We start from the raw sequence: 12,799 nt of genomic DNA on the forward strand, positions 1-12,799 counted from the left end.
GAATTGATCCTCAAACCGCCGACTTGAGGATCAAGTCAGCACGCTCGATGCGTGGCCAGGTCGTCAGCCCAGCATCCCCGGGGCGACGGAGAAGAACTCCTTGACGCCGTCGTCCAGGCTCGTGCTGCCGAACCCGATGTCCTGCGCGATGCGGGTGAACTCGACCTCCACGGCGCCGGCGCCCTCGGGCGGCGGCGGGGGAGTGTCGCCCGCCACCTCGGAGAGCTGCTCCCAGTACTCGAGAATCTGCTCGTCCAGGCCCTCCGGCTCGAGCGCGTCGATCGCGGGCTGCGAGATCGGGGCGCCGCGGGACAGCCCGAACTCCTTGCTCACCTCCGGGTCGTTGGCGATGAAGTCGATGAACTTCGCCGCCTCCTCGGGGTTCTCGGCGTTCGCGGACATCGACAGCTCCAGCGACGGCTTCAGGTACAGGCCGCGGTTGCTCGCGTCGTCGGCCGGGGGCAGCGTCATCGCGAACTCGCCGCCCGCGCTGCCCTCGGAGAAGCGGACGAGGAAGTTGTAGAAGCTCAGCTCGCTCGCCGTGACGCCGGAGCCCAGCACGTCCGCGCCGTTGAGCTGCTCCTGCCGCTTGGGGTCGATGAAGCCGTCGTCCTCGAACAGCGGCGTCGCCCGCTCCCACCACGCGGTGAGGTCGGCCTCCGTGAAGCCGAGCGCACCGTCCGGGGTGTAGAGCGACGTGCCCTGCTGGGCGAGCCAGATCTCGAACACGGTCCAGATCTGGGTGTACTGCGTGGACCCGCTCACCTGCGGGTCGTGGTCGGCGCCGGCCTTGCCGACCTGCGACAGGACGGCGTCGTACTCGTCCCAGGTGAGGTCGCCGTCGGGCACGTCGACACCCAGCTCCTCGAAGAGGCCGGTGTTGAAGAAGTTCGCGATGCCGCCCGTGCTGGTCGGGATGCCGACCAGCTTGCCGTCCACCTTCGCGGCCGGCATGACGTTCTCCGGGAACGTCGAGATGTCGATCGTGCCGTCCTCGACGAACGCGTCGAGCGGGGCGACCTGGCCGGTGCCGCCGTACTGCGACAGGTAGGAGACGTCCATCTGGAACACGTCCGGGAGGCTGCCGCTCGCCGCTTCCGTGTTCCGGGAGGTCCAGTAGTCGGCGAACGACGCGTACGACGACTGGATGGTGACGTGCGGGTTCTTCTCCTCGTAGAGGTCGATCGCCTTCTCGTACCGCTCGGCGCGCGACGCGTCGCCCCACCACGCGAAGGTGAGGGTGACGTCCTCACCGCCGTCGCCCGAGGCGTCGCCGCCGCTGCAGGCGCCGAGCGCGGCGACGGCGCCGACGGCGAGGAACGCGACGCCGGAGCGTCGGAGCTTTCTCGTGGACATGAGGGCCTCCTTGCACACATGTGCCGTCGGTCGACGGTCGTGACGGGTCAGATGCTGGCAGGCCGACGGTGGTGCCGAGCGCGAGCGGACAAAAGCGCGCATCGGTGGACATGCGAGCGGGAGGGGACGGTCAGAGCGTGCGCGCCCAGTCCGCGACGGCGGCCGCGACGTCGTCGTCCTTGCCCCGGACGTCGTGCGCGCCGGGCAGGATGACGGTCGTGACGGGACCGGGGACGGCCGCGGCGTGCGCGGCCAGCTCGTCGGGGCTCCCGAACGGGTCGCGGTCGCCGGAGACGAACAGCACCGGCACCGCGAGGTCGGGGAAGTGGTCGACGCGGAGCTTCTCGGGCCTGCCCGGTGGGTGCAGCGGATAGCTGAGCAGCACCAGCCCGGCGGCGGGCAGGCCCTCGGCCACCGCCATCGAGCACATCCGCCCCCCGTACGACCGGCCGCCCAGCAGGAGCGCGTCCGTCCCGACGCCGAGCGACCCGGCGAACCGCTCCGCCTCGGCGCGCAGGTGCGCGACGGCGACGGGAGGCCGGTCCGGCATCCGCTTGCCGGCCAGCCGGTACGGGAAGTCCACGCGCTCGGTGGGCAGGGGCGGGTCGAGCGCGGCCAGCCGCTGCTCCACGGCCACGAGCGTGTGGTGGTCGCGGCTCGCGCCCGCGCCGGGCGTCAGGACCAGGCCTCGGGGCGTCGTCGTGTCGGGCACGGGTCCAGTGTCACCCGCGCCGCCGAGGGACCACCCGTCCACCGCAAGGTAGTACGGGGCCTGCCGAGGTAGTAGCGGGGCCGGCTCCGGTACTACCTCGGGGGCCTGGCCGGCTCGTGCCGGGTGGGGTCGGTGTCGCCCGGGCGGGCTAGCGTGCGGGGATGAGCGACGTCGAGCGGGGGCCCGCACCGGACGCGATCGAGCCGGGCAGCACGGTACGGGGCGAGGACTGGTACGGCCGGGACCTGTCCGGCCGCACCTTCGAGCGGGTGGAGCTCGTGGAGGTCGACCTCACCGAGGTGACGGCCACCGGCGCCACCTTCGTGGAGTGCACGTTCCGCGGGGCGCGGTTCAACGCCTCGGTGTGGCGCGAGACCGCGTTCACGGGGTGCACGTTCAGCCGCACCAACCTGTTCGACGCGTCGTTCGAGGGATGCAAGCTCGTGGGCTCGCGCTTCGACGACTGCCGCTTCGACCTGCTGCGGGCGGAGCGCGGCGACTGGTCCTTCGTCACGCTGCGGCGGGCGGCGATGGACGGCGTCCACCTCGAGGGCCTGCGGATGCGTGAGGCCGACCTCGACGGGGCGCGGCTGTCCGGTGCCACCGTGATCGGGGTGGACCTGTCCGGCGCGGAGCTGGGCGACGTCGACCTGCGCGACGCCGTCCTGCGGGGCACGGACCTCTCGGCCCTGGACCCGCGTGCGGCGCGCCTGACCGGTGCGGTGATCGACCACGCCCAGGCCGTGGTCCTCGCCGAGTCGCTGGGGCTCGTCGTCACGCCCTGAGCCGCCTCGAGCCCGCGCGACGCGTGGGCCTCGTCACACCGCGTGCCCCTTCGTCCAGGTCATGGCGCCGCTGTCGGCGCCGACGTCGCGGACGTCACTCCGGTCACTGGTTTACATCGTTTACATTCTTGGTGGAGCAGCGCTCGATGCGCTCTGCCGGACCAGTGCAGGACACCGGAGGATGAGACACCAATGACGGACCAGGTCACGGTCAACCCGATCGTGCTGCAGCGCGCCGACCCGTGCGTGCTCCGGCACGAGGGGACCTACTACTTCACGGGCTCGCACCCCCGGTACGACCGCATCGTGCTCCGACGCGCCGACCGCCTCGAGGACCTGCAGAAGGCCGAGGAGGTGACCGTCTGGGAGCGGCACGCCACCGGCCCGCAGTCGCAGCTGATCTGGGCGCCCGAGATCCACCGCGTGCACGGCGCCTGGTACATCTACTACGCCGCCGCCCCCGTGGACCACGGCACCGTGGACGCGCCGAGCGAGAACGAGACGTTCAACCACCGCGTCTTCGTGCTGGAGAACACCTCCGACGACCCGTTCGAGGGGGAGTGGGTGGAACGCGGCCAGGTCGACACCGGCTGGGAGTCGTTCGCCCTGGACGCCACGAGCTTCGTGCTCGGCGGCGAGCAGTACCTCGTCTGGGCGCAGCAGGACCTCACGGTGCGCGGCCACTCCAACCTGTACATCGCCCGCATGGCGAACCCGTGGACGCTCGCGACCCCGGCCGTCGAGCTGACCCGTCCCGAGTTCGACTGGGAGACCAAGGGCTTCTGGGTCAACGAGGGTCCGTCCGTCCTCGTGCGCTGCGGCCGCGTGTTCCTCACCTACTCCGGCGCCGCCACGGGCATCGACTACGCGATGGGCCTGCTCACCGCCGACGCCGACGCCGACCTCCTCGACCCGGCGTCGTGGACCAAGAGCACCGAGCCCGTGTTCGTCAGCGACCCGTCCGCCGGCCAGTACGGGCCCGGCCACAACTCGTTCACCGAGACGCCCGACGGCGACGCCGTCCTCGTCTACCACGCACGCACCTCCACCGAGATCTCCGGCGACCCGCTGTGGGACCCGAACCGCCACGCCCGCGCGCAGGTGCTGCCCTTCGACGCCGACGGCAACCCCGTGTGGGGCACGCCGGTGCCCGACACCCGCCCCACCCCCACCTCGACCGAGGTCCTCCCCGCCGACGGAGCGTTCTGATGAGCACCACCACCGCGACGCCCGACGGCGCCACCGCCAAGCCCCGCGCCCGTGACTCCCTGAAGAAGCTCGCGTTCTGGAACTTCGGCGGGCTGTTCTTCTTCTACTTCGCCATCTGGCAGCTCGTGATGACGTTCCTCGCGCCCTGGCTCGAGGAGCAGCTGGGGATGTCGTCGGGCAACATCGGCCTCCTCCAGTCGATGATGGCGCTCACGGCCCTCTGCCTGCAGCCGTTCTACGGCTACATCCAGGACCGGCTCGGGTTCCGCAAGAACCTGTTCGCGTTCGTCGTCGTCATGGGCGCGCTCATGGGCCCCTTCTTCGCGTTCGTCTTCCCGGCGATCGTGGACGCCAACCAGGTGCTGGGCGCGCTCGTCGGCGGCGTCTTCCTGTCGCTGGTGCTCAACTCCGGCGTCGGCGTGGTGGAGGCGTTCAACGAGCGCAACTCCCGGGCCAACGGGTTCGAGTACGGGCACGTGCGGCTCTTCGGCTCGCTGGCCGGCGCGACCGCGTCGCTCGTGGGCGGCTTCATCTGGGCGGCGAACCCCGACAACATCTGGTGGGTCGGCACGTTCTCCGCGATCGTCCTCGGTGCGCTGCTGTTCGCGGCCCGCACGCCGAAGCCGGACTCCGCGGCGCAGGCCCAGGTGGCCGCCGAGACCAAGGACCGGCCGAAGGTCAGCAAGGACACGCTCAAGCACCTGCTGCGCGACCGCTCGTTCGTCGGCTTCATGGTGCTGATGTTCGGCACGGCCGCGCTCTACGACGTCTTCGACGGGCAGTACGCGATCTACTTCGGCCACCACGTGACCGGCTCGGGCGACCCGCAGGTGCTGTTCTCCCGCGTCGTGTTCGTGCAGATCCTGCTCGAGGCCGCCGTCATGGTGGCGATGCCGTTCATCATCAACAAGATCGGCGCCAAGCGGGGCCTGCAGATCTTCGCCCTCGTCCTCGTGGTCCGCGTGGTGGGCTCGGCCCTCTTCACGTCGACCGAGATGCTCATCGTGTGGCGCCTGCTGGCCTCGATCGAGATGCCGCTGATGCTGGTCTCGGTGATGAAGTACATCACCCGCATGTTCGACGTCCGGATCTCCGCCACCGCCTACATGGTCGGCTTCAACACGGCCAAGCAGGTCGGCGTCTTCATCTTCTCCTGGGTCTTCGGCCTGTCGTACGACGCGATCGGGTTCTCCTCGTCCTACCTCGTCATGGGGGCCGTGGCCCTGGCCGTCCTCGTCGTGGCGAGCTTCCTGATGCGCAACGACAAGGGGCGCCCCGACCCCGTCGGCCCCGCCGCCGAGCCGGCCGCCCTGCCCGCCTGACCGGGCCCGACCGCCTGTTCGGCGTCGCCGGCGGCGGGCGGCAGAAGCTCGGCGGTGCCAGGGTGGGCGCATGACCGCACCGCTCGTCGTCCGCTCGCTGGCCCTGGGGGTGGCCGCGGGGTCGCGCGCGACGCTCGGCGTCGCCGGCCCGCTGCTCGGCCCGGTGCCGGCGCACCGGCCGCCCACGCACCGCCTCCGCCGACCGGCCACGCTGCCGCGCCTGCTCGCGGGGCTCGCGGTCGCGGGCGAGCTCGTGGGCGACAAGCTGCCCACGACCCCGAGCCGCCTCGACCCGCCCGGGCCCGACGTCCGGGCGGCGAGCGGCGCCACCGGCGGGCTGCTGCTGGCGCTGCGCCACCACGCCCCGGCGCCGTCGGTCGTGGCGGCGATCGTCGCCGGGGCCGCGGGCGGGGTCGTCGGCACCGGCGTGGGGGCGGCGTGGCGCGCCGCCGTCGCCCGCCGCGGGTGGCCGGACCTGCCCGCCGCGCTCGCCGAGGACGCCGTCGCCCTCACGCTCGCCACCTGGGCCACCCGCGCCTGACCCGCCCCCTCCCTGCCTGTGCGGCAGGGGGGTGCGGGCGGGTCGGCACGACGGTTGCGGCGCCGTCCGGGAGAGTGAGCGGCATGGAGCGGGCGACGACGGCACGGGCGACGGGGCGGTCATGGACGCGGTAGGCGGCGTGGTGGGCGCGATCTTCGCGTTCGTGTCGACGGTGGCGATGCTGGCGCTGCTCGCCTGGACGGCGCGGCGGGTGATGGGCGCGCCGGTCGGCTGGGTCCGGGCAGGGCTCGTCTCGCTGGTGGCGATCTCGGCGGCGTCGGCGGCGCTCACCAGCGGGCTGCGCGCGACGGGCTGGTGGAGCGGCGACGGCGCGCTCGAGGTCGACCCGTGGGTCGCCCTCGTCGGGATCGTCCTCGTCTTCTGCTGGGCGTTCGTGCTGGGCCTGTGCGTGCTGCTCGTGCTGGAGCTGCTGGTGCCCACGGGCACGCTGCCCACCCCCTGGCGCGCCGCCCGCCGGCTGCGGCAGGGGCGCCGCGAGACGCGCCGGTACGCGCAGGTCGTGGCGATCGGCGTCCGGCACGGCCTCGGCGGCGCGTTCGGCCGGAACCGGCGCGACGGCGCGACGACGCCGCGCTCGGACGTCCGCCGCCTCGCGGTCGGGCTGCGCGACACCCTGTCCGACGCGGGCGTCACGTTCGTGAAGTTCGGCCAGATGCTCTCCACCCGGCGCGACCTGCTGCCCGACGCCGTCACCGAGACCCTCGCGACGCTGCAGAGCGACGTGCCGCCGGCGCCGTGGGACCACGTGGAGGCCGTCGTCGAGCGGTCGCTCGGGCGCCCCGTGGCGGAGGTCTTCGCGTCGTTCGACCCGCGGCCGCTCGCCTCCGCGTCCGTGGGGCAGGTGCACGCCGCCCGCCTGCGCGACGGGCGCGACGTGGTGGTGAAGGTGCAGCGCCCGGGCGCGCGCGAGCAGGTCGCCGTCGACCTCGCGATCCTCGGCCGGCTCGCCCGCCGTCTCGAGCGGGACACGGCGTGGGGCCGCGGCCTCGGCGTCGTCGCGCTGGCCGACGGCTTCGCCGCGTCGCTGCGCGAGGAGCTCGACTACGCCGTCGAGGCGGAGAACACGCGCGCCCTGCGGACCGCGCTGGACGTCGTGACGCACGACGGCGCGTCGTCGGGCCCGCTGGTCGTGGTGCCGCAGGTGGTCGACGGGCCGTCGAGCGACACGCTGCTGGTGCTGGAGCGACTGGACGGCACGCCGGTCGGCCAGGCCCAGGAGGTGCTCTCCGGGCTCGACGACGAGGCGCGCGCCGCGCTCGCCGACCGGCTGCTGCGCGCCGCGCTCGACCAGCTGCTCGTGGCGGGCACGTTCCACGCCGACCTGCACCCGGGCAACGTGCTCGTGCTGGCCGACGGCGGCCTCGGCCTGCTCGACATGGGGTCGGTCGGGAGGCTCGGCGAGCCCGAGCGCATCGCCCTCGGGGCGCTGCTGCTGGCGATCGACGGCGACGACGCGATCGCCGCCACCGACGCCCTGCTCGAGCTGCTCGACGCGCCGCCCGGGCTCGACGCCCGCCGCCTCGAGCGCGAGGTGGGCCGGCTGGTGCTCCGGTTCCGCGCGGGAGCGGGGGCGGGCGCGGCGTTCGCCGGCCTGGTCCGGGTCGTGACGTCGGCCGGCATGGCGGTGCCGCCGCAGGTCGCGGCCGCGTTCCGCACGTTCGCGTCGCTGGAGGGCACGCTCGATCTGCTCAGCCCCGGCTACGACCTCGTGGCCGGCGCCCGCGACCACGGCCGACCCCTGCTGCACCGGCTCGTCACGCCCGAGGCCGTGCGCCGGAAGGCCACGCAGCAGCTCCTCGGCTTCGCGCCCGAGCTGGAGCGGCTGCCCCGCCGCGTGACCCGCCTCGTCCGGGACCTGGAGGAGGGGCGGTTCACGGTCACCGTGCGCGCGTTCTCCGACCCCGCCGACCGGGCGTTCCTGTCCGGCCTGGTGCAGCAGGTCATCATGACCCTCGTGGCCGTGGGCGCCGTCGTCGGCGCGGTGGTGCTGTTCGTCGCCGACGGCGGGCCGATGCTCGCGCCGCAGCTGCCGTGGTTCACGGTGCTCGGAGCCGCGCTGGGCTTCGTCGGCACGGTGCTCGCGGTGCGGGTGCTCGTCGTGGCGTTCCGCGGCACCCCGCGGGACCGGTGGTGAAAGCGCCGCAGAGGGGCATGATCGGCTCATGAGATACGCGGAGCACATCTCGGAGCTCGTCGGGCACACCCCGCTCGTGCGGCTCACCCGTGTCACGGACGGCCTCAGCGCGACGATCCTCGCCAAGGTCGAGTACGTGAACCCCGGCGGGTCGGTCAAGGACCGCATCGCGCTGAAGATGGTCGAGGCGGCGGAGGCGTCCGGAGAGCTGCGGCCCGGCGGCACGATCGTCGAGCCGACGTCGGGCAACACCGGCGTGGGCCTCGCCCTCGTGGCGCAGCGGAAGGGCTACGACTGCGTCTTCGTCTGCCCGGACAAGGTGAGCGAGGACAAGCGCGACGTCCTACGGGCGTACGGCGCGCGCGTCGTCGTGACGCCGACCGCCGTCCCGCCCGACCACCTCGACTCCTACTACTCGGTCTCCGACCGGCTCGTGCGGGAGATCGACGGGGCCTGGAAGCCGAACCAGTACGCCAACCCGAACGGCCCGCTGTCGCACTACGAGTCCACCGGGCCCGAGGTGTGGACGGACACCGACGGCCGCGTGACCCACTTCGTCGCGGGCGTCGGCACGGGCGGCACGATCACCGGCACCGGCCGCTACCTCAAGGAGGTCTCGGCGGAGCGGGCCGCCGGCGGCCCCGTGCGGGTCGTCGGCGCCGACCCGGCAGGCTCGGTCTACTCCGGCGGCGACGGCCGGCCGTACCTCGTGGAGGGCGTCGGCGAGGACTTCTGGCCGGGCGCCTACGACCCGACCGTGCCGGACGAGGTCATTGCCGTCACCGACGCGGACTCGTTCGCCATGACGCGCCGGCTCGCGCGCGAGGAGGGCCTGCTCGTGGGCGGGTCGTGCGGGATGGCGGTGGAGGCGGCGCTGCGGCTCGCGCGCCGCCTCGAGGAGGAGGACGCGGCGGCCGCGGCGGAGGCCGTGGTCGTCGTCCTGCTGCCCGACGGCGGGCGCGGCTACCTGTCGAAGATCTTCTCCGACGCGTGGATGCGGTCGTACGGGTTCCTGCCCGACGAGGAGGGCGTCACCGCGGGCGACGTCCTGCGCGCCAAGGACGGGCGGCTGCCCGACCTGGTGCACACCCACCCGAGCGAGACGGTGCGCGACGCCATCGAGATCCTGCGCGAGTACGGCGTCTCGCAGATGCCCGTCGTCGGGGCGGAGCCGCCCGTGAAGATCGGCGAGGTCGCGGGGTCGGTCACCGAGCGCGCGCTGCTCGACGCCGTGTTCTCCGGCCGGGCCACCCTCGCCGACCGCGTCGACGCGCACATGGAGGCCCGCCTGCCGCTCATCGGCGCCGGCGAGGGCGTGGAGGCGGTGCGCGCTGCGCTCACCGCCGCCGACGCGCTGCTCGTCGTCGAGGACGGCGACCCCGTCGGCGTCCTCACCCGGCACGACCTCCTCGGGTTCGTCGCGAGCCGGTGACGGCGCTCGTGCGTACCCTGGCGAGGTGAGCACCGAGCACCCGGACTGGACCCGTACCGGCTTCTCGACCCGCGCCATCCACGCGGGCCAGGACCCGGACCCGACGACCGGCGCCGTCGTGCCGCCGATCCACCAGGTCTCCACGTACAAGCAGGACGGCGTGGGCGGCCTGCGCGGCGGGTACGAGTACTCCCGCTCCGCCAACCCGACGCGCACCGCGCTGGAGGAGGCGCTCGCGGCGGCGGAGTCCGGGGGCCCGGACCCGGCGCGGGGCTTCGCGTTCGCCTCCGGCCTGGCGGCGGAGGACACGCTGCTGCGCGCGGTGCTGCGCCCCGGCGACCACGTGATCGTGCCCGACGACGCGTACGGCGGCACGTACCGGCTCGTCGCACGGGTCTTCGGGCCGTGGGGGATCGCGCACACCCCGCTCGACCTGTCCGACGTCGGGGCGGTCCGGGCCGCGGTCCGGCCCGAGACCAGGGTGCTGTGGGTCGAGACGCCGACCAACCCCCTGCTGGGCATCAGCGACGTCGCGGCGCTCGCCGGCGTCGCGCGGGACGCCGGCGCGCTGCTCGTCGTCGACAACACCTTCGCCACCCCGTACCTGCAGCAGCCGCTCGCGCTCGGCGCGGACGTCGTCGTGCACTCGACGACCAAGTACATCGGCGGGCACAGCGACGTCGTCGGGGGAGCGCTCGTCGTCGCGGCGGGCGCGGTGCTGCCGGGCGGGCTCGAGTCGCCCGCGGGAGGCACGGACGTGGCGGGCGCCGTCGGCTTCCACCAGAACTCGTCGGGGGCCGTCGCGGGACCGTTCGACGCGTGGCTCACCCTGCGCGGGCTCAAGACGCTCGCGGTCCGGATGGACCGCCACCAGGCCAACGCGGCCGCGGTCGCGGCCTTCCTCGTCGACCACCCGGCCGTGACCGAGGTGCTCTACCCGGGCCTCGCGTCGCACCCGGGGCACGACGTCGCCGCCCGCCAGATGACCGGGTTCGGCGGCATGGTGTCGTTCCGGGCGGGCAGCGAGGCGAAGGCTCTCGACGTGTGCGCGCGCACGCAGGTGTTCACGCTCGCGGAGTCGCTGGGCGGGGTGGAGTCCCTGGTCGAGCACCCGGGGCGCATGACGCACGGCTCGGTCGCGGGCACGTCGCTCGAGGTGCCCGACGACCTCGTGCGCCTGTCCGTCGGGATCGAGGACGTCGAGGACCTGGTCGCCGACCTCGGGCGGGCGCTCGCCTGACGAGGGAGGGTACGGCGGTCAGCCGCGGACGACGGTGACGGGGCAGGGCGCGAAGTCGAGCACCTGCCGGCTGACCGAGCCGAGCAGCAGCCGGTCGAAGCCGCCGAGGCCGCGCGCCCCGACGACGAGCCGCTCGGCGCCCTGCGCCGCGAGCACGAGCTGCTTGGCGGCCTGGCCGTGCACCACCCGTCGGGTCAGCCGCTCGGGCGGCAGCGTCACGCCGGCCGCCCGCACCGCCTCGGCGAGCGAGTCGGCCGCGAACTTCTCGTAGTCGTCGACGGGCGGAGCCCAGCCCCACGACCCCGGCAGCGGGGCCAGCGTCGTGATCTGCCACGCGAAGACGGCGTCGATCGACGCCCCCGTGCGGCCCGCGACCTCGCACGCGTGCCGCAGCGCGGCGACGCTCGGGGCCGAGGTGTCGACGCCGACGACGATGCGCGGCGCCGCCTCGGCGGGCACGTCGTCCTCCGGGGCGCCGTCGGGGTTGCCGTGGCGCACCACCGTGACGGGGACGACGGCGTGCTCCACGACCGTCGTCGACACCGAGCCCAGCACCGCCCGGCCGAGCCGGCCCCGCCGGCGGCGGCCGAGGACCAGCATGTCGGCGTCGGCGCCGAGCTCGAGCAGCCGGTCGGCCGCGGGGCCGGGGAGCGCCGCGACCGTCCCGTCGACGTCGACCCCCGTGCGGGCGCGGGCCGCGTCGAGCAGCACCTGCGCCTCCTCGCGCACCGGGGCCAGCGCCGCCTCGTGCGCGGCGGCGTCGGCGCCCTTCCCGGCGCCCGCGTCGACCACGACCAGCGTGAGCGGCACGGCGGCCGCGGCGGCCTCCCGCAGCGCCCAGTCCAGCGCCTCGTCCGACTCGACCGAACCGTTGACCCCGACCACGATGCCGCGCATCGGCCACCCCGACTCTCTCGTCGTGCGTCCGCCGCCCCCGCCACGACCGGGGGGACGGCCCTGGCTTGCAGCATAGGTCGGGCGTCGTCGCCCGTCAGGGCGAGGTCACGGGACGTCGATCACGCACCGCCGTCAGCACGACGCCGGTCCGAGAGGAGGGCGTCGACGGGCCGGGTCACGACCTCCACCCGGTCGACGAGGTCGGCGGGGCCCGTGACCACGAGGGCGCGGTCGGCCGCCGCCACGTACACGGCGGTGGTCTCGCGGGCGGTGACGCGCACGCAGCCCGCGTCGTCGCCGTCCACGACGAACGTCCCCGTCGTCAGCGGGGCCTCGTCGACCTCGGCGACCAGGGCCCGCATGGCGCTGCGGTAGTCCTGGAACGAGTCCGCGAAGTCCGACCCGTCGTCCACCGCGGCCTCGTCCCCGCCGTCCGACGGCGGGGACTCGACGGGCGCGGCGATGTCGGCGTGCAGGGGTGCGGCGAGGGCGCCGCTGCACGCGGCGCGGACGACGTCCTCGACGTCGTCGTCCGCGACCCGGGTGCGCAGGGTCTCGACATCCAGCGCCTCACCCGTGAACGACCGGTAGGCGCGCACGAACCGCTCGGACGTCGGGTCGTCGGAGTCGGCGGGCCCGGTGAGCGACTGGTCCTCCAGGTCGAGGCCCCAGGTCAGCGGGTCGTGCACCTCGCCGAGGACGCCGGAGAACTGCGCCAGCCGCGCGTCGTCACCGTTCCAGGCCCGCCGGCCCGCGTCGTGGCCCGCCCCGCCCGCGGCTCCCGGCTGCTGCTCGATCTCGTCCATCGGTACCCCCTGGGTGGAACCTCTGCGGCGACCTCCGCGTCGGCGACCGCCTTTCCCCGAGCCTGGACCGCCTCGCCCGCGGCTGGCAATCCGGCACGCCGTCACGCCCCTGGCGAACATGGGCTTACCGAGGGGTGTCGGCGAGTTGGGAGCGCATAGAGTCGTAGCGGTCAGGCTGTAGCCGTCAATCCGACGGGGTGCAGGTAACGCCGCTCGTGAGGGAGCAGCACATGTTCGAGAGATTCACCGACCGAGCCCGTCGGGTGGTCGTCCTTGCTCAGGAAGAGGCAAGGATGCTCAACCACAACTACATCGGCACCGAGCACATCCTGCTCGGACTCATC

At 74.0% G+C, this 12,799-nt stretch carries 12 protein-coding genes; 8 read left to right on the plus strand and 4 right to left on the minus strand.

All coding sequences use genetic code 11. The features are described from left to right. Positions 1-63 precede the first annotated feature (63 nt). Positions 64-1,356 carry an ABC transporter substrate-binding protein gene (locus tag ACFWEK_RS10980; RefSeq protein ID WP_430554068.1) on the minus strand — a complete coding sequence of 431 codons (1,293 nt, stop codon included), beginning with the start codon at positions 1,354-1,356 and terminating at the stop codon, positions 64-66. A gap of 130 nt (positions 1,357-1,486) precedes the next feature. Continuing rightward, the gene (locus ACFWEK_RS10985; RefSeq protein WP_430547003.1) at positions 1,487-2,068 is read right to left on the minus strand and encodes an alpha/beta family hydrolase; all 582 of its coding nucleotides are present in this window, start codon (positions 2,066-2,068) and stop codon (positions 1,487-1,489) included. A 161-nt stretch (positions 2,069-2,229) separates the two neighbouring features. Between ACFWEK_RS10985 and ACFWEK_RS10990 the strand changes: the two genes are divergently transcribed. The 7 genes from ACFWEK_RS10990 to ACFWEK_RS11020 all read left to right on the plus strand — a co-directional run bounded on the left by ACFWEK_RS10990 (position 2,230) and on the right by ACFWEK_RS11020 (position 10,752). Continuing rightward, positions 2,230-2,853: a pentapeptide repeat-containing protein gene (locus ACFWEK_RS10990; RefSeq protein ID WP_430547002.1), complete on the plus strand. Its 624-nt coding sequence runs from the start codon at positions 2,230-2,232 to the stop codon at positions 2,851-2,853. 192 nt (positions 2,854-3,045) lie between these two features. Beyond that, on the plus strand, positions 3,046-4,062 hold the full coding sequence (locus ACFWEK_RS10995; RefSeq protein ID WP_430554069.1) for a family 43 glycosylhydrolase: 1,017 nt from the start codon (positions 3,046-3,048) through the stop codon (positions 4,060-4,062). Continuing rightward, the gene (locus ACFWEK_RS11000) at positions 4,062-5,384 is read left to right on the plus strand and encodes an oligosaccharide MFS transporter (protein ID WP_430554070.1); all 1,323 of its coding nucleotides are present in this window, start codon (positions 4,062-4,064) and stop codon (positions 5,382-5,384) included. The genes ACFWEK_RS10995 and ACFWEK_RS11000 overlap by 1 nt, the downstream gene beginning before the upstream one ends. A 70-nt stretch (positions 5,385-5,454) precedes the next feature. Continuing rightward, the gene (locus ACFWEK_RS11005) at positions 5,455-5,925 is read left to right on the plus strand and encodes a hypothetical protein (protein WP_430546999.1); all 471 of its coding nucleotides are present in this window, start codon (positions 5,455-5,457) and stop codon (positions 5,923-5,925) included. Between the two features lie 121 nt (positions 5,926-6,046). Continuing rightward, on the plus strand, positions 6,047-8,080 hold the full coding sequence (locus tag ACFWEK_RS11010) for an ABC1 kinase family protein (protein ID WP_430546998.1): 2,034 nt from the start codon (positions 6,047-6,049) through the stop codon (positions 8,078-8,080). 28 nt (positions 8,081-8,108) lie between these two features. Further along, positions 8,109-9,512, plus strand: a complete 1,404-nt coding sequence (locus ACFWEK_RS11015) for a cystathionine beta-synthase (RefSeq protein WP_430554071.1) — start codon at positions 8,109-8,111, stop codon at positions 9,510-9,512. Positions 9,513-9,537: 25 nt separating this feature from the next. Beyond that, on the plus strand, positions 9,538-10,752 hold the full coding sequence (locus tag ACFWEK_RS11020; RefSeq protein ID WP_430554072.1) for a cystathionine gamma-synthase: 1,215 nt from the start codon (positions 9,538-9,540) through the stop codon (positions 10,750-10,752). 18 nt (positions 10,753-10,770) lie between these two features. On the opposite strand, the gene ACFWEK_RS11025 is transcribed toward ACFWEK_RS11020, so the two are convergent. Together ACFWEK_RS11025 and ACFWEK_RS11030 are read right to left on the minus strand one after the other, a co-directional pair. Then, positions 10,771-11,649 (minus strand): universal stress protein, encoded by an 879-nt coding sequence (locus ACFWEK_RS11025; protein WP_430554073.1) that lies wholly within the window; start codon positions 11,647-11,649, stop codon positions 10,771-10,773. Positions 11,650-11,768: 119 nt separating this feature from the next. Continuing rightward, on the minus strand, positions 11,769-12,455 hold the full coding sequence (locus ACFWEK_RS11030; RefSeq protein WP_430546994.1) for a hypothetical protein: 687 nt from the start codon (positions 12,453-12,455) through the stop codon (positions 11,769-11,771). Between the two features lie 230 nt (positions 12,456-12,685). Here ACFWEK_RS11030 and ACFWEK_RS11035 point away from each other — a divergent pair. Further along, on the plus strand, positions 12,686-12,799 hold a 114-nt coding region (locus ACFWEK_RS11035), incomplete at its 3' end, for a Clp protease N-terminal domain-containing protein (protein ID WP_018793523.1).

This window comes from Isoptericola sp. NPDC060257, assembly GCF_042726645.1.
Lineage (GTDB): Bacteria > Actinomycetota > Actinomycetes > Actinomycetales > Cellulomonadaceae > Isoptericola > Isoptericola nanjingensis.